Source organism: Indolivaga capnocytophagoides, from assembly GCF_036511535.1.
In the GTDB taxonomy this organism is placed as follows: Bacteria; Bacteroidota; Bacteroidia; order Bacteroidales; family Dysgonomonadaceae; genus Dysgonomonas_A; species Dysgonomonas_A capnocytophagoides.
This window is the reverse complement of sequence record NZ_AP028867.1, coordinates 4,498,093-4,515,569: the sequence shown is the minus strand read 5'-3', so window position 1 is coordinate 4,515,569 and position 17,477 is coordinate 4,498,093. Positions and strand designations below refer to the sequence as shown.

The window sequence follows — 17,477 nt, the reverse complement described above, 5'->3', positions numbered from 1 at the left end:
AACGGAACCTTTCAGAAAGATCTGTGACCTTAAAGATATTATATTATCGGTGAAATCTAAATTTCAAAAGTCAATTATCCATAAATATCTGCGTTTACCTAAACCAGAGACGCATACAGCTGTTATATATCGTATAAAATATAAAAAGATGGCAAAACAACATATTAAGCTTAGTGTATTAGATCAATCTCCTATCAATAAAGGAAAGACCTCAACAGATGCATTAAATGAAACAACCCGTCTGGCGGAACTTACCGACAGTCTGGGATATACCCGGTTTTGGGTTTCGGAGCATCACAATGCCCCTACTCTGGCCGGCAGTACACCGGAAATATTGATTGCCCATCTGGCAAATCACACGAAGAAAATGCGGATAGGATCAGGAGGAATCATGCTGCCTAACCACAGTTCGTTGAAAGCAGCTGAAAGTTTCCGTCTGCTCGAAGCTCTTTATCCGGGACGTATCGATATGGGAATAGGACGGGCTCCCGGTACAGACCGACTGACAGCATCGATATTAAACCCGACCAACAAATTCGATGAGCAGGACTTTATACAACAGCTATACGACCTCAGTGATTTTTTTCACGATTCGCAAGAGAGCGGATCTGTATCTCAAAAAGTAAAGGCGATCCCTGTTACAAAAACAGTACCTCCGAGGTGGCTGCTTACCTCCAGCGGCGAAAGCGGGCTTATTGCCGCTCATTTCGGACTGGGACTTTCCTATGCACAGTTTATCAACCCATATGTCGGAGCAAATATCATTCAGGGATACAGACGTAATTTCAAGCCGTCATCAGACTTAAAAGAACCTCAAGCCAATGTAGCAATCTTTGTTTTCTGCAACGAAGACGAAGAGGTCGTAAAACGCCAGCAGGCTCTCATGGACTATCGGTTTATCCAACTCGAGAGAGGAGGAAATCTGGCTGCAGTACATTATGAAGACATTATAACAATGCCGTACACAGAATTCGAAAGACAGAGGATACAATACAACAAAGGACGTACCATTATGGGAACACCGGAAATAGTGAAGAAAAGGCTCACAGCCCTAGCCGAAACTTACGATATAGATGAAATTATGCTGGTAACGTATGCTGAAAAGATAGAAGACAGGCTTCACTCGTATGAATTACTTGCCAAAGAGTTTAATCTCAGCGAGTAAAGATATTTATTTGTTATTTTCTTCTCGCTGCTCCCTTGCATACTCGTGAGTGAGTATAATTGCGGTATAAAGAATCAGAATGGCTCCGATAAGCATAGCCACCACCCATTCGTTCATTTGCTCGAACATCAGGTAAGTAGCAACAGCCATTGCTATCACACCGAAAACACGGATAGAAGCCAGACGCTTCCCCCTCATACTTTTTCCGGGATAAGGAGAGGTAAATATCCCCCACCCGAACCCAATGACACCGACAGCCATAGTACAAGCAGCAACAAAAGGATTGAACAAATACACACCGGCTGCCAATAGAATGAGCAGAGCCGATATTTTAAATACAGTATCTTTTATTTTGGCTGATTTATCTTTATTCATAGTTAGACGGGACTCATTCCACAACGAATACTTCTTCGTTGTCTTTTTTCATTTTATAGTTTTCACGGGCAAACTTTTCGATATTGTCTTTATCAGACTTCAGCTCGTTCAGTTTTTGTTTATCTGTCTCTATCTTTTCTTTGTAATAATTGATCTGTCCTTTCAGATCGCTGATCTCAAGATCGTAGCTGAACCGGGCAAAAATAGTACTATCACTGATTATAAAACAGCAAACCAACAAAACAAGGATAAAAGCCAGTTGTACTTTTGTAAACTTGCTTAATATATATTTTCCTATTTTTTTCAACTGTTCCATAATCTTACACTTATTGAGTAAACAGACTTATATGCAAATATAGAGATATTTGATCAGATTGCTGATGATATTAGGTTGCTTTTTGCTCAAAAGAAATTTTTTCATGTAGATTTGTAAATCTCAGTTCATAACGACTGATGGAACAATAGATGATAAAAGAAACCGACATAGTATCTAAATACAAATCGTACCTGCTTCTGGAAAAAGGATTATCCAAAAACTCAATCGAAGCATATACCGATGATCTGCTCAAGCTCATAAATTATCTCGATAACGAAAATCTCAAGCTTCAGCAGGTTACATTGGATGACTTACAACAATTTGTCAGTCAATTGTACGATTTAGGTATCAATGCACGGTCGGTCGCCCGTATATTATCCGGAATACGGTCTTTCTTCAATTATCTGATTCTTGATGGTTATTTGCAGAACGATCCGTCTGAATTACTCGAGACGCCCAAAATAGGACTAAAACTCCCGACGGTACTGTCATTACAGGAAATAGAACAAATCAAAAACAGCGTTGATGTATCGACAAAAGAAGGTCACCGCAACAGGGCTATTATAGAAGTTCTATACAGCTGCGGACTGCGTATATCGGAACTGATCAACCTGAAGTTTTCGGATATGTTTCTCGATGATGGATTTATTCGAGTCGAAGGTAAAGGCAGCAAACAACGACTTGTGCCCATATCGGAGATTGCAATAAAAGAAATAGGGAACTACCTACTCGACAGAAAATTGTACGACATCAAAAAAGGATCAGAAAATGTAGTTTTCTTAAGTAAACGAGGTACACCTATATCACGGATTATGGTTTTTCATTTTATAAAACAGTATGCACAGGAAGCAGGTATTCAGAAAAATATCAGTCCTCATACTTTTCGGCATTCATTCGCTACTCATTTACTTGAAGGAGGAGCCAATATCAGGGCTATTCAGCAAATGCTGGGACACGAAAAAATAACAACAACGGAAATATACACTCACATGGACAGGGAATATTTGAGACAGGAGATTATTGAACATCATCCTCGCAATATTGATAAAAGATAAGAGATATAGAAAAAAATAAAGAACCCGTCAATTGAAGGTTATTTCTCTCAGTTATACTTAAACATCAAAGTTCAGCAGACACAAAACGAAACAAAACAGACCAGAATAAAAAGAATTTGAAATGCAAAATTTTCGATTCAATATAATTTATCTAAATTAGAGCCGTTACTTATATAATCTAAATATACTTTTGATGATTAGAAAATACAAAGCACACCCTTGGCATGGGATAAGTCTGGGAGATGAAGCTCCCGAAGTGGTCAGAACTTTTATAGAAATAGTTCCGACAGATACTGTAAAATACGAAATAGATAAATCGACCGGCTATTTATGTATAGACCGTCCTCAGAAGTACTCGAATATCATTCCTGCTCTTTACGGTTTTTTACCGCAAACAATCAGTGGTCCTCGTGTAGCAGAACTAAGTAACGTCAGATTGAGCCGTACCGATATTGTCGGAGACAGCGACCCTATCGACATTTGTGTTCTAACAGAGAAAGACATTACACATGGAGACATCATTGTAAAAGCACGTCCCATCGGAGGATTCAGATTGATAGACCACGGACAGGCGGATGATAAACTGATAGCCGTTCTGGATAATGACGCGATTTACAGCAACTATAAAGATATTAGCGATGTGCCGTTACCGATCATTGAACGCCTGAAACATTATTTTACAACTTATAAAGATATACCCGGTGATACGGAACGCAAATGCATACTTACTCACGTGTACGATGTAGAAGTTGCGTATGAAGTTATAAGAAGATCAATCGAAGACTATAACGAAAGATACGATGTTTGTAATATGTAAAGGTTTTAGTCTTTACATATTACAAACATGAAAGAGGTTTAATAACGATATACAATATCAACAGCATCAGACAAAGACATTGATCCGGGACTAATTCCGAGCTCACCTTCCGGAACGGGCAACTGATGCTTTTCGAAATATTTCGACCAGCCTTCGGTTGTTTTTCCGGTTTTGGAATCTTTAAATGTCATCGGAGCCAAGTGAAATACTTCAGTTCCATTATTAGCCAGTTTCAGTGTTTCATATATAAGCTCGGTACAATAATAATTGTCGTTTCCTAATATAAAACCATAATCATACACCTTTCCTAAATGAGTAAATCCAATCTTCAATGCTTCGGGTATTAGCGGCTGATATTCACTTTTCAACCGTCCGACAACAGATCTGGGTGTAGAACCATTACTCGATTTTGTATAAAGATACTCATTGATAGGAGTCAGAACCAGTTTAGGCGTGGTAGCCTCTAGTACAAACACACTGTCGTTATCATCAATATAAACCATCCCGACATGTGTAAACTGATAACCCTCGAGGCTGGTTGTCACTTCCTGAATCGATTTCTCGAGATTACTTACTCCTGAATCCTGAAAAATCAGGTCTCCATTTTGCAATTTGAACTCCTGCGCTCCGGCATAACCCGAAAAGAACAGCGAAAACACCAATATAGTTATATAATATTTCATTGTTTAAAGTATAAATTCAATCTATAAAACCATACTTTGTGCTTTTTGTTCACACAGCAGTACCTTTATTTATCCAAATACTCTTCCGTCTCCTTTGCAATATAAATCGGACGCTTCTTGGTCTCAAGATATGTTTTAGATAAGTACTGACCTAAAATACCCAGACAAAGCAACTGTATTCCTCCGATAAAGAAGATGCCGCAAATCAGAGAAGGATAACCTGCTACGGGTTCACCCCAGAGTAATGTTTTGGCAATAATATAGAAAGTCCAGCAGATAGCGATAAGGAAAAGTACAATACCGACGATAGAGGCGATAGCCAAAGGACGCGTAGAGAAAGCAATAATTCCTTCTATGGAATAAAAGAACAATCCCCAGAACGACCATTTGGTTTCTCCGGCTACACGTTCAACATTTTCGTAAGCAATCCATTTAGTATTGTAACCAACCCAGCCAAATATACCTTTCGAAAAACGGTTATACTCCTTCAATTCTAAAATAGAATTAACCATCTGACGAGTCATCAAGCGAAAATCCCGGGCGCCGTCCACAATCTCGGTATCGGATATCTTATTGATTAACTGATAAAACTGCCGTGCAAAAAACGATCTTATTACAGGCTCCCCTTTACGGTCGACACGGCGTGTTGCCACACAGTCATAATCTTCGTTTTGCAGCGAATCATACATTTCCGCCAACAAGTAAGGAGGATCCTGTAAATCGGCATCCAGCATGGCGACATAGTCTCCGGTCGATGCTTCCAATCCGGCATAGATAGCTGCTTCTTTTCCAAAATTGCGAGAAAAAGAAACGTAACGTACACGAGAATCTTTCTTTCTCAGGTCACGTATAACTTGTAGTGTTTTATCCCTTGAACCGTCATTAACAAAGATAAACTCGAATTCTTGTCCGCTCATCCGCTCTGCAACTTTTACCAACTCCTCATAAAGGAACGGCAAAGCCTGCTCTTCGTTATAACACGGAACAATTGTTGATATTTTATCCATTTGTCTTAAACTTATTTTTAAGTAAAATAATCGTATTGAAAACGTTTAACAGAAAAGCAAAACGTTTCTTTATCATCCAAATCATCAGCTGCCCCTTCCATCCGAGCCGTTCGGAGGTCATTTGACCTGCCGCATCTCGGGTTTCGGTACAACATATTATTTTTTTCACATTCCGGTATCTTGTGCGGAATGAATTTTGGTTATTCGAAAAGTACTCCTGATTGACAGAAGTTATTACCCTCAATATACAATCGTTTGCCAGACGTTGGTCTGCTTCTCCGACAAAAATACTATTTTTATTTTTTATGTATAACTCTTTCAGGTTTCTCAGAAAAATAAGTTCCTGATCCCATCGCTGCGGATCATACCGATTCGATAGCGATTCATCATTCACTTCATAATGATAAAACGCATCCTGCACGAATAGCATATTACGAGCAAACACCATTGCAGATACAGTAAACAAACGGTCTTCGCACCGCCTCAGCCGTGTATCAAATCTTATTTTGTACTGTTCTATCAGTTCTCTTTTAAAAAGGTGAAGCCATAAGACTCCGAGAATAAACATTCCTCCGAATTTTTCGGAACCGATCATCGGTAATACGACCTCTTTTTCAAAAAGATCCCCATCATAAACCCCTTCAAAGGGAAGCCAGTTAATTATCTCACCTTTCCGAACGGCATTAAAACGTATTATATCAGGATTCTCTGCGAACAAATACTCTGTTAATTTCCCGTAAGTATCCGATTCAATCCAATCGTCCGGATCAATAAAGCTGATATAATCGCCCGTGGCTATCTCTAGTCCGGCATTACGAGCAGACGATACTCCACTATTCGGTTGATGAATAACCCTGACTCTCTGATCTTGTAAGGCATAATTATCACAAACAGAGGGTGAACTATCCGTTGACCCGTCATCAATCAAAATAATTTCCAACTCCTTATATGTCTGATTCAAGATAGAATCGACACACCGGGTCAGAAACTGTTCCATATTGAAAACCGGAACTATAACGGAAATACGTTGCTGCATTCTATTTGTTTTTTAGCTGCTTATATATTGCTTCTGCTATAAAAAAATCGTCTTCCCAATCTATATCGAAAGCAGCAATATCACTGTTTTCGAAAAGATAAGGCTTCTGCCCTATTCTATCGTTCAAATTCTTATAAACGCTTATATCTGCGAGAAAAATTCCGCTGTCGACCTCAAACAAAGGTTCAATTGTTTGCGTACGAGGCCATTTCTCTTTCTGCCTGTCGTAATTTACAGCTCCGCTTTTATTCCAGATAAAAGTTCGCAATGCCATTACCGACATCAAAGAATCATAATCAGCTCCCGACAAAACCTCTTTATATTTTGATATTGCCTTAGCATACAACTCCGCATCTATAAACGGCGAAGTTACATGTGTCCATAAAACAGCACCCTCGGTAATTATTTGGGGTACATATTTAACCAGATCATCAGTAGATGCTGACGAAGTCGCCAGATGTTCGGGACGCCGATCTATCTGTATTTTAGCATTTGATAATGATTCTGCAATATGTATCACCTCATCGTCATTAGTCGACAGCACAATTGTATCTATCTCCTTACAAGCTATAAGCTGATCGAGTTTTATCCTTAATAATCCCCCCTCAATACCTGCAAAAGAACGGGTATTTTTATGCGGAACACGTTCACTTCCTGCACGGCATGGTAAAAAAGCAGATATTTTCATTTTGATTTTCCGTTTACTAAGGTCGCAGACCTATTTGTTGCTTTGGCAAGTATAATAGGCTGAGCTTGTTATAACATTGAAATGTATCATTAAATACTTTCATTTGATTAATAGTCCATAGACCGATATATTCTTAACTCCGTTGTATTTGGTCCTGTTATGGTTGCGATTTCTTTTTCAGGGTTTTCATTAACTGCTCTTGCCAACAGATATTCGTTTTCCTGAGTCAGCATTCTTTCATTCTCTCCGATCAATCCATCATAGCCGTCATATCCGGCAATATAAATGGTATTTGCCGAAATTTCGAGAGCAGTCTGTAACGCTAGTGCCGTATGCGAATCCTGATAAAGATCGGAAAATGTAACTGATGCCAATTCGAAACTTTTATCTTTCAGCTTTTCGGGAATATACGTTCCCATTTTTCTCGGATAAGGAGGCAGCACGCACGATATACATTCGAGATTGAAATCTGCAAACACTTTTTCTAAACGGTGTCCCTCATTCCCCACTAAACAGAAATACTGAGGTATGTCTATATCATTATAATATCCGGCATTCTTACTGCTTGCATGTATCAGACATACCGAACGGTTGTTTTGCTTTTTAATCAGCTGTTTAACGGCATATGCGGCACTGGCTCCGCTAGGGCCTCCTCCGATAATAACAGCCAGATCGAAATGTCGCCTCTCGGCATTGAATTGAGGTAACTTAAGGTTGTCGCCTTTCTTGTCCTTCATATTATTCAAAGCCTGTAAAATACTGTTGATCGAATAAAAACGGCGGGTTACCCAGTCCATCACATCTTTTTGTGGCAATGAATTGAACCCCGAAACCATATAAGGTAAATTCGTTCCCCAGCGATATTTTTCTTTCAGCCGTTCAAAGTCGGCAACAGTTGTACTCAGACTGTTAAAATCAATTTCCAAGTCTTTGTTCGACGACAGATAAGACAATAACAATTCCGTCCGAAGGTTGCCCGCTCCACGCCCCATCCCGGTGATGGTTGCATCCACAATATCACATCCGGCATCTATCGCAGCCAGGGTATTGGCAAAAGCCAGTTCTATATTATTATGTCCGTGAAAACCGATTTTACATTTCAGAACCGACTTAACCGCCTTGGTTATCTGGCTGACTTGTTCGGGCATCATACTTCCAAAAGAATCGACCATTGCAAAGCTGTCGACAACACCGTTCAATGAGAGCAGACTGTTTATAAAATCCGGGTATTGAGATGTCCACTTCGACATGTACATAACATTAAAACCGACTTCGAAACCCATATTCCGAATTTCGGCAGCAGTAACTTTTGCCCTACCGAGATTTGAGGGATCAACTGCCATTCGTATAAAGTCGAGCTTTCCTTTACAAGAACCCAATAACCTGTCTAAATCTTCGACCCGAATTTCTTTCTCATTCAAAATAACACCGATCTTTTTAGACGGCATATATTTACGAGCCCTGCTTATGACATAATCTGGGCAGAAGTTATATTCTCCTTTGTAGTCATTGCTTAACAGCGAACGATAACCGATCTCGATATACTGAACCGGCAACTTCTCCATCGACTCAAAGTAGTTCTTTGTCAGATTCTCTTCAAAATCCCAATTTGTATAATATCCGCCGTCACGGAGCGTACAATCTAATACCTGTATCATTTCAGTTCGGGATTAAATACATATTTGATCACTTCTTTCATTTCCCTCCTGATTTCACTTTCGGGTTTTGATTTGAAGTAGTTTATCTTGTTTTCCAGCCCTGCCAAGTCATAAAATTTATCATCCATTCCATAGAAGTTTTCGTTTTCCGAATCAGACCATCTTAATGAAATTTTACCTAATGCCAAAGACTCATAATATGCTGTTGTATTAACAGCTATGGTAAAATCGACCAAATCAGATCTTAAAACTTCCTGCACAGAATGTTCCCGCCCTACAAAAAATAGGTTATCAGCAATACTTGCGAAGGCTTTATGCTCGGAATCGACTACAAACGGATGCTTTTTCAGATAAAACAATATCTTATTGCCGTGCTTGCGATTAAATTCCATAAGCAAAGCCAGTAACTTGTCATTGGAAGGTATATATACCGACCGTCCCAAGAGTACCAGACATTTACTGAATGACTGATCCACATGCCCGATCTCTGCATCTTTGTATTTCGAATTTCCGGCCAATATAAAACGAGACTCGTCAAAACCTTTAGTCTTCAGATAATCTATGGTAGATTGTCCCCAGCACATCAGTTTATCTGCTATCAGATTATCCATATTGATAATATCAAACGGAACCATTTGCTTAAAGTCGCAAAAAACACCATGCTGAAGGCTGATTGTTTCCACTTTATGTTTCTTAAAATAAAGCGTCAGCAGACTTTCTTCTTTATATGCCGAATTAAAGCAGATATATTTTTTGACATTCGGAGGACACAGTACTTTATCGAGGTATTTAACCTGATTGAACAAGTTGGTAAGTATTGCAACCAAATAAAGTTTTGTAGTAAACGATTCTTTTACGGAACGGGAGAAAATAATCCGAAAGGCTTTCAGCAAATGACTTATATATGAGATTCCGAAAGGCGAATATCCAACCTTGTCAAGTGTTTCAAGACACGTCACATCCGAGTCGAGATAAGTTTTACGGACAGACTCCGCCAGATCACCATAATCTTTACGGCTGATCAGGTAGGTTATTACCGTTGACTTTTCGGTTCGGAGAACTTGTGAAAGGTTAGTAAATTTTACCCCTTCATAAAATCCCTTAAATACATCCCTGCCTGTTACGGCATCATCAGTAAACATACATGTGAGATAACCCGGAATAAGACACCCGATATTATACCCCCTGTATGTATAATCGAGCTTAGAAAGCAGGTCTTTGTAACGGTTATAAAATCTTGTATCCATAATATAGTCCGAGAAGTCTTATCCGGCAAAGTTAATCATTTAAGGCAATGCCTCAAAAAGTTATTTCTACGTTATTATCAGCCGGATAAAAATCGAGTTCGATATTTTCGGGCGATAATGGCACAGGCATTCCCATATCTTTTATCAGATGCGTAATCGCTCCTTTCATCGCATCGTCCACCTTTTCATCCCCTTGCAGATGCTGTACAAATATCTGCGACGCCAGATCGGCTAATAAATCTAACGTTTGAGGAGGAAAGCTCATTCCTTTTGCTCTGATTACCTCCAAAGCCAAAGCTCTGGCACGCGACTGCATTACTTTTTTATTGTCTTCGGCCAGATCGGGCTTACCTTCGATAGCCGTCACGTTTTTTGTCGATACAGACATTCCGTTTTCGGTCAATTCCACAAAACGGTAAGGATATGCAAATGCCGCCAATGAGCCTGTTTCTATATCATAAATTTTATTTCCTGCCGGTGATTTGTATTCGGTGATGTCATTTGCATGGAAATGTCCGGTAAATATAGCCTTCATTCCCTGATCAGCTAACAAATCGGCTAAACGGCTCCAATCGTCCACCAGATAATCTTTAAAGAAATATGACTGCATCATAATATGTTCTACCAATCCATGATGCATCATACCCAGCACCCGTATGTTTTGTTTTCGGGCTTCAGCCAAAACTTCGGTGATCCACTTTTCCGTTTCGGGTAATATTCTCCCCGATGATATACTATTTTCCTTATAATCCTGATATTTACAGGCATCTATAGCGAGCAGCCATGTTTTTTTATCCAGTTCGGCAACATAACTCAATGATGCTGTATCTCGGCTGATTTGTTCCGTATAACCACAATCGGCATATATTTCGGCAAATTCCTGAGGTGAAATATTTTCTGTCGGCAGGGTTTTATCTCCTTCGTATTTCACAGGGTGAGGAATATTGATATCGTGATTGCCCGGAATAACATAAATCCGCACACCTTCATCGATCAGCGGCTGGAGCTTTTTTCTGAAATCAATATGGCTTTGTTTCTCTCCATCTTTAGTTATATCTCCCGGGATTAGCAGAATATCTATGTCGCTTTTCAGATAATCGTCCAATACCTGCTGCAGTACCAATGGAACATCACGAATATCTTTTCCGCTCATATTTACATAATCTTTCACGGCTTTACCGTCATCCATCAATTGTTCTGACAGATAATGAGGATCACCAATAACACCAAGACGTAAAGATTCGGTACCGGATGCACAAGATTGCAAATGAATCGAAAAAAACAATATAAAGAAAAACAGTATATACTTCTTCATCGTCCAACCTCTATATATGTATTGTTCAGAAAATCGTCCGCGCGTTTTTTTGTCGTTTTAATGATAAAATAACCACATATGTAGAGTACCGTAGCCAACAATAGCATATATCCGCCTTTTATCATCAAAGGTTTTTGCTTACGAAAAACACCGAATAAAAGCACCACAATACCCGCAATGCCTAATATTATAAGTATCGACTGAATTATTTCTATAAAATCGGCTATTTGATCTAACATATCTTACCTAAGGTTTCAGACCTATTTATTGCTTTGGCAGGTATAACCACCAAAGTCTGTTATTAAACTAAAAATATATCATTAAATACTTTCTGTCACTTAATTAAATCTACGAAAATAAGAAAAAAGAATTGTTGATGCACGGATATCTATTTATAAATTATATGAATCAGTAGTTAGATTGATAAAACGTTCTTTTAAATTATGCTATTTACTACGCGCAATCAGAGATTGCTTGTGTTCCTTTTGGCTAAAGCCCCAAAAGGAACCAAAAACTCTTTGGCGCTGCGAGGCTCTGCCTATCTGACTACGTTCTCGGGCGGAACTAAATAAAACTCGCCTTTCAGGCTCAAACAGCATTTAGTTTTAACGCCCGTTTCACTGGTCAGATTACGGCTTCACCTCTGTATGCGCCCTAGCTGACGCCAGACAACGGCTTGCGCCAGTCCACAAAAGGGTCTGTGACCCTCGGGAGACGCAGTCTTGATCTTTTGTTTCGTTTTGCATCAAGGCAAAATGAAAAACAAAGCCGACAGGCTGCGTTAGTAAATAGCAGAACCTGAAAGTATAATTTTAAAAGAACACTTTTCAAATACTGATTCACATAAATAAAAGACCTGCTGTTTTCTGAAATTTTATCTATAAGGAAAAAACACTTTATAATTATGGCAAAATACACAGAAAAACTAGGCAAGAAAATAGCGGATGCAATAGAACAGGATGAATATACATTGGGTGAAATCTGCGCGATGTACAGCATCAGCCGTAAAACATTTTATCAGTGGGTACGCAAATATTCCGACTTCAAGGAAATGATAGATGATGCCCGTGCAGGTCGTGACGAAAGACTGGCTCAAAAAGCCCGAAAAATCCTCAAACAAAGATTAGAGCATGGCTATACCGTAACTACCACCCGTTATAAATATGCCGTAGACGATTGTGGAGAAATATATTTGACCGGAAAAACAGTAACCATGAAAGAATATGCAGCAGACGAAAAGACCTTGAAAATGGCAATGGCTAAAGAAGGTGAAATAGAAGAAAAAGTAGAAAATATTCGTGTACCCTGGGAAATCATAGTACAGAATCAAGAGGCAGCCGATCAACTTCAATTCTTACAAGACAATGGCAGCGGTAATTTCACAGAAGAAGAAATGAAAGAAAGACGAAAAGCACTCAAAGTCAAATCTGATTCCCCGGAGGCGGAGCATGCTCCCGATGCTTACGATCCCACACTCGACAGGTGATAAAAAAAGTTACTCCATAAAATGGTTGGAAAGATGGAACTTTTGTTACCTTTTGCGATGAACTGAATAATAAGGTCACAGACCTCTTTATTATTTGGAAAGCATTACAATATAAACGTGTCATAACTTGAAAACATATCATTAAATACTTTCTGTTGCTTAATAATTTCCATTGGATGACTGATCATTGATAACTGATTTATATTACCTTTTGCGTTATTATTTATACTTTTGTCTTTCTAAATTCGAATGATGAAAAAAATATGGATATTCCGGACATCAGTGATGTTCATTCTCACAGCAATTCTGTTCTCTTCTTGCGGAAGTAAAAAACCGCAGCCGAGTTACAGTGATCTGAAATACCCCAAAAGAGAATTTCGTGGAGCCTGGATACAAACTGTATGGCAAGGTCAGTATAAATCGATGAACAGTACACAAATGAAACATTATTTCGTTTCGATACTGAACAAGATGCAGGCTGCCGGAATCAATGCTGTCATTTTTCAGGTACGTCCGCAGGCCGATGCCTTCTACTATTCCGAGCTGGAACCTTGGAGCAGTTTTATGACAGGAACACAGGGCAAAGGATTGCCGGATGGATTCGATCCTCTTGCTTTTATGACCGAAGAATGCCATAAACGTGGAATGGAACTGCACGCATGGCTCAACCCATACAGGGTATCGGCATCAGAGAATCAGGTATTGATGAAAAATCATATCTATTACCGAGAGCCTGAACGTTTCGTAAAATACGGTACTCAAATATTCTTTGATCCGGGTATCCCTGCCAACAGGGAATATATCTGTAAAGTTGTGAAAGACATTGTGAGCAGGTATAATGTCGATGCCATCCATATGGACGACTACTTCTATCCTTATCCTATCGCAGGAAAACCATTTCCTGACGAGCGCAGCTTTGCCCGCTATGGAGCAGAACAGGGATTCGATGCGGCGCATAAAGACGATTGGAGAAGAAACAACGTAAACTCACTGATCAAGGAAATAAAAGAAACAATTATACTGACTAAACCCTGGGTAAGATTCGGGATAAGTCCGTTCGGAATATACCGGAACAAACGCAGCACCCCTAACGGAACAGGCAGCAATACCAACGGACTGCAAAACTATGACGACCTGTATGCAGATGTGAAGCTTTGGGTCAAAAACGGCTGGATAGATTACAATATGCCCCAGATATATTGGGAGATCGGACACAAAGCTGCAGATTACACAACCCTTATTCAATGGTGGTCTGAAAACAACTTCGGACGTCCTTTGTACATCGGACAGGATATCAAACGAACAATGGATGCAGAAATGCCTTCGGGAGATAATCAACTGGATGAAAAAATGCGCCTGTCGAGAAGCTTTCAAAATGTACACGGCAATTCTTTTTGGGACGGATACAGTCTTATCTCAAACTACAGAGGTGTATCGGATGCACTGAGCCGCGAGTACCACAAATATCCTGCGCTTATTCCCGCATATACTTTTATGCACAACAAAACTCCACAGAAAGTAAAGAATATCAAAGAACTCTATACCGAAAAAGAGCATTTACTGATCTGGGACAGCAATAAAAAAGAGGGAAATCCCGAAACGGCCAGCTACTTTGTTATTTACAGATTTGAAGAAGGTCAACCCGAAAACATTGAAAACCCGGCTAATATAGTAGGTATTACTTCCGATAATCAATACATATTGCCTTATGAAGGAGGTAAACGTAAATTTAAATATGTAATTACGGCAGTAGATGCTTTCCATAACGAATCGAAAGGAAAGTCTAAAAAAATTAAGTTATAAATAATGGCACAAGAAAATTTTGAGATGATAGCCAAAACCATGGCAGGTTTAGAAGATGTTTTAGCAGAAGAGTTAATCGCTCTTGGAGCTAATGACATACAGATAGGACGCCGCATGGTATCTTTTTCGGGCGATCAGGCTCTTCTATACAGGGCAAACATGCATTGCAGAACTGCTCTCCGGATACTGAAACCGATTTTCCAGTTTAAGGCAAAGAATGCAGACGAAGTATACGCCGAAGTAAAAAAGTACAAATGGTACGAAATTCTGACCGAAACAAACACTTTCGCAATAGATGCAGTCGTATTCTCTTCGATCTTTACACACTCTAAGTTTGTAGCTTACCGTGTAAAAGATGCTATTGCCGACTACTTCACACAACGTGCAGGTAAACGTCCGTCAGTAAAGGTCAGTAATCCTGATGTTTTGATAAACATACACATCGCCGAGAATATCTGTACTATATCATTAGACAGTTCGGGCGAATCACTTCACAAACGAGGATACAGAGTCGCACAGACCGAAGCTCCGCTCAACGAGGTGCTTGCGGCTGGTATGATTCTGAAAACAGGCTGGAAAGGACAATCAGACTTTGTAGATCCAATGTGCGGGTCGGGTACTCTTTTGATAGAAGCCGCCATGATAGCCATGAATATCCCTCCGGGCATTTACCGCAGCGGTTTTGCTTTCGAAAAATGGAATGATTTCAATCAGGATTTGTTCGATACCATATACAATGATGACAGTGCAGAACGTGAGTTTAAGTATAAAATTTACGGATCGGATATCCAACAAAAAGCCATTGATATAGCTACCGAAAATGTGAAGAGTGCAGGAGTAGCGAAATATGTCGAATTAAAAACAATGCCTTTTCAACAATATACAAAGGCTCCTGCCGAGAATGGGTTTATCGTAACTAATCCTCCTTATGGAGAACGTATCAAACCAGATGACCTCTTCGGGTTGTACGATATGATCGGAGAACGCCTGAAACATGTATTTATGGGCTATACTGCATGGATACTAAGCTACCGTAAAGACTGCTTTAACAAACTGGGGCTTAAAACCTCGGAGAGAATCTTTCTGGTCAACGGTTCTCTTGAATGTGAGTTCAGAAAGTATGAGCTGTTTGCCGGCAAGAGAGACGATTTGAAGAAAAACCAGGAAACAAACTAGCAGATGGAATTTCTAAAGATTGGTGATTTTTGGACATATCAGATTCCCGAATGGGATAATTACGAGAAGGATATTCTTGAAAAGATTCTTTTCAAATTAGACTTTATATCCGTATCCGGCTATATCATGGCTCCTGAGGCAGATGTATGGAAGATAGAATATCAGGATCACACTTTCAGACTGGCCAATGATCTGGTGCATGGTTGCGAAATTAAGACGGACAGTGAAGAAACACTTCCTTTGATGCAGGAATTGATCAAAAAACTGCCATTAGAATAACGAAAAAAGGGCTGTTCCTTTTTACTTTTGGAACAGCCCCTTTCTTTATATGTTGAAATACTTACTTACAAAGCATTTTCTTTGATCAGGTACTCAGCTATCTGAACAGCATTCAAAGCAGCACCTTTCTTTATCTGATCACTTACCGACCAGAATGAGAGTCCATTCGGATTAGTTATATCTTTACGGATGCGTCCGACATATACTTCTTCTTTATTAGCTACAAACAATGGCATAGGATAATCTTTGTTTGCAGGGTCGTCTTGAAGTATAACTCCATTTCCTTCTGCAGCCAATGCAGCCTTAGCTTCCTCTACAGAGATTGGTCTTTCGGTTTCTATCCATGTAGCTTCGGAGTGAGCTCTTACAACAGGTACACGTACACATGTAGCACTAACTTCTATATCAGAGTGCATGATCTTGCGAGTCTCGTTGTACATCTTCATTTCCTCTTTGGTATAGCCGTTATCAGTAAACACGTCGACCTGAGGAATGACATTATATGCCAACTGGTAAGCAAACTTTTCGACAGTAACTTCTTCTTTGTTGAGTATCTGTTTAAACTGGTTTACCAATTCGTCCATAGCTGTTGCTCCCGCTCCGGATGCAGCCTGATAGGTAGATACATGTACCCGTTTGATGTGAGATACTTTTTCCAGCGGATTCAACGCAACCACCAACTGGATAGTGGTACAATTAGGGTTAGCTATAATATTACGGGGACGTACTTTGGCATCTTCGCCATTCACTTCGGGAACAACCAAAGGCACATCCTTATCCATACGGAATGCACTTGAATTATCGATCATTACTGTTCCAAACTGGGTTATAGTATCGGCAAACTCAATTGATGTACCACCTCCGGCAGAAACAAATGCAATATCAATATCTTTAAAGTCATCGTTGTGCTTAAGTTCCTTTACCGTGTACTTCTTACCCTTGAAAGTGTATTCTTTACCTGCACTACGGGCAGAACCAAACAAGACTAATTCATCAAACGGGAAATTGCGTTCGTCAAGAACTTTCAAAAATTCCTGGCCAACCGCTCCACTTACGCCAACAATTGCAATTTTCATTTTTGTGTTGATTGTTAATAATAAATAATTCTTTTACCTTGAGACTTAGAATCTCCTTCGCAAAGATAGACTTTTTATCTATGCTATAGATATATGATTATATATATTTACGAGAAGAAGAATATTAAGGATAAAGCCGTTATCTAAAAACACAGAAATGCAAAGTATATTTTACACTTCATTGATAGAATAAGTTTATCGGATATTGCCTTTTGGCTCGAATTTTATTTGGTATATTTGCGTATAAATTAGTTTTTAGGTCTTATTCCTCTTTGCTCGAGTTGCTCGAATAAAT

The 17,477-nt window shown here is 39.4% G+C and carries 18 protein-coding genes and 1 pseudogene; 8 read left to right on the top strand and 11 right to left on the bottom strand.

Translation table 11 applies throughout. The features are described 5' to 3' along the window. The first annotated feature begins 148 nt into the window (after nucleotides 1–148). Entirely contained in the window at nucleotides 149–1,165 is a 1,017-nt protein-coding gene (locus AABJ51_RS18305; RefSeq protein ID WP_338373746.1) for an LLM class flavin-dependent oxidoreductase, read from the top strand. A gap of 6 nt (nucleotides 1,166–1,171) precedes the next feature. Here the strand turns inward: AABJ51_RS18305 and AABJ51_RS18300 are convergent, their stop codons facing one another. Further along, nucleotides 1,172–1,540 (bottom strand): hypothetical protein, encoded by a 369-nt coding sequence (locus AABJ51_RS18300; RefSeq protein WP_338373745.1) that lies wholly within the window; start codon nucleotides 1,538–1,540, stop codon nucleotides 1,172–1,174. Between the two features lie 13 nt (nucleotides 1,541–1,553). Continuing rightward, on the bottom strand, nucleotides 1,554–1,856 hold the full coding sequence (locus tag AABJ51_RS18295) for an FtsB family cell division protein (protein WP_026625437.1): 303 nt from the start codon (nucleotides 1,854–1,856) through the stop codon (nucleotides 1,554–1,556). Between the two features lie 149 nt (nucleotides 1,857–2,005). On the opposite strand from AABJ51_RS18295, the gene xerD reads away from it, so the two are divergent. Next, nucleotides 2,006–2,911 carry a site-specific tyrosine recombinase XerD gene (gene xerD, locus AABJ51_RS18290; RefSeq protein WP_338373744.1) on the top strand — a complete coding sequence of 302 codons (906 nt, stop codon included), beginning with the start codon at nucleotides 2,006–2,008 and terminating at the stop codon, nucleotides 2,909–2,911. Nucleotides 2,912–3,104: 193 nt separating this feature from the next. Then, complete coding sequence (locus AABJ51_RS18285) at nucleotides 3,105–3,728, top strand: inorganic pyrophosphatase (RefSeq protein ID WP_338373743.1); 624 nt, start codon at nucleotides 3,105–3,107, stop codon at nucleotides 3,726–3,728. A 38-nt stretch (nucleotides 3,729–3,766) separates the two neighbouring features. Here AABJ51_RS18285 and AABJ51_RS18280 read toward each other — a convergent pair whose 3' ends face one another. From AABJ51_RS18280 to AABJ51_RS18245, 8 genes are all read right to left on the bottom strand, one after another. After that, nucleotides 3,767–4,411: a YiiX/YebB-like N1pC/P60 family cysteine hydrolase gene (locus AABJ51_RS18280; RefSeq protein WP_338373742.1), complete on the bottom strand. Its 645-nt coding sequence runs from the start codon at nucleotides 4,409–4,411 to the stop codon at nucleotides 3,767–3,769. A 65-nt stretch (nucleotides 4,412–4,476) separates the two neighbouring features. Continuing rightward, nucleotides 4,477–5,418 (bottom strand): glycosyltransferase family 2 protein, encoded by a 942-nt coding sequence (locus AABJ51_RS18275; protein WP_026625441.1) that lies wholly within the window; start codon nucleotides 5,416–5,418, stop codon nucleotides 4,477–4,479. Further along, nucleotides 5,411–6,454 (bottom strand): glycosyltransferase, encoded by a 1,044-nt coding sequence (locus AABJ51_RS18270; RefSeq protein WP_338373741.1) that lies wholly within the window; start codon nucleotides 6,452–6,454, stop codon nucleotides 5,411–5,413. Before AABJ51_RS18270 ends, AABJ51_RS18275 begins: the two co-directional genes overlap by 8 nt. Before the next feature lies 1 nt (nucleotide 6,455). Further along, the gene (locus tag AABJ51_RS18265; protein ID WP_134435795.1) at nucleotides 6,456–7,142 is read right to left on the bottom strand and encodes an acylneuraminate cytidylyltransferase family protein; all 687 of its coding nucleotides are present in this window, start codon (nucleotides 7,140–7,142) and stop codon (nucleotides 6,456–6,458) included. Nucleotides 7,143–7,249: 107 nt separating this feature from the next. Continuing rightward, nucleotides 7,250–8,800 (bottom strand): aldolase catalytic domain-containing protein, encoded by a 1,551-nt coding sequence (locus AABJ51_RS18260; RefSeq protein WP_338373740.1) that lies wholly within the window; start codon nucleotides 8,798–8,800, stop codon nucleotides 7,250–7,252. After that, on the bottom strand, nucleotides 8,797–10,047 hold the full coding sequence (locus AABJ51_RS18255) for a hypothetical protein (RefSeq protein ID WP_338373739.1): 1,251 nt from the start codon (nucleotides 10,045–10,047) through the stop codon (nucleotides 8,797–8,799). The genes AABJ51_RS18260 and AABJ51_RS18255 overlap by 4 nt, the downstream gene beginning before the upstream one ends. A gap of 52 nt (nucleotides 10,048–10,099) precedes the next feature. Continuing rightward, on the bottom strand, nucleotides 10,100–11,362 hold the full coding sequence (locus AABJ51_RS18250; protein WP_338373738.1) for a metallophosphoesterase family protein: 1,263 nt from the start codon (nucleotides 11,360–11,362) through the stop codon (nucleotides 10,100–10,102). After that, nucleotides 11,359–11,601: a hypothetical protein gene (locus AABJ51_RS18245; RefSeq protein WP_338373737.1), complete on the bottom strand. Its 243-nt coding sequence runs from the start codon at nucleotides 11,599–11,601 to the stop codon at nucleotides 11,359–11,361. The genes AABJ51_RS18250 and AABJ51_RS18245 overlap by 4 nt, the downstream gene beginning before the upstream one ends. 204 nt (nucleotides 11,602–11,805) lie before the next feature. Between AABJ51_RS18245 and AABJ51_RS18240 the strand changes: the two genes are divergently transcribed. The 5 genes and pseudogenes from AABJ51_RS18240 (at nucleotide 11,806) to AABJ51_RS18220 (ending at nucleotide 16,106) form a co-directional block, all read left to right on the top strand. Continuing rightward, on the top strand, nucleotides 11,806–11,934 hold the full coding sequence (locus tag AABJ51_RS18240; RefSeq protein WP_338373736.1) for a hypothetical protein: 129 nt from the start codon (nucleotides 11,806–11,808) through the stop codon (nucleotides 11,932–11,934). 332 nt (nucleotides 11,935–12,266) lie between these two features. After that, nucleotides 12,267–12,848 (top strand): terminase small subunit-like protein, encoded by a 582-nt coding sequence (locus AABJ51_RS18235; protein ID WP_338373735.1) that lies wholly within the window; start codon nucleotides 12,267–12,269, stop codon nucleotides 12,846–12,848. 249 nt (nucleotides 12,849–13,097) lie between these two features. After that, the gene (locus AABJ51_RS18230; RefSeq protein ID WP_434781376.1) at nucleotides 13,098–14,651 is read left to right on the top strand and encodes a glycoside hydrolase family 10-like protein; all 1,554 of its coding nucleotides are present in this window, start codon (nucleotides 13,098–13,100) and stop codon (nucleotides 14,649–14,651) included. Between the two features lie 24 nt (nucleotides 14,652–14,675). Continuing rightward, nucleotides 14,676–15,809: pseudogene (locus AABJ51_RS18225) on the top strand (THUMP domain-containing class I SAM-dependent RNA methyltransferase); the annotation flags it as partial. A 21-nt stretch (nucleotides 15,810–15,830) separates the two neighbouring features. Further along, nucleotides 15,831–16,106, top strand: coding sequence for a hypothetical protein (locus AABJ51_RS18220; RefSeq protein WP_338373734.1), 276 nt, complete (start codon nucleotides 15,831–15,833; stop codon nucleotides 16,104–16,106). Nucleotides 16,107–16,171: 65 nt separating this feature from the next. Here the strand turns inward: AABJ51_RS18220 and AABJ51_RS18215 are convergent, their stop codons facing one another. Then, a complete protein-coding gene (locus tag AABJ51_RS18215; protein WP_026625450.1) occupies nucleotides 16,172–17,182 on the bottom strand; it encodes an aspartate-semialdehyde dehydrogenase in 1,011 nt (336 codons plus the stop codon). Nucleotides 17,183–17,477 lie beyond the last annotated feature (295 nt).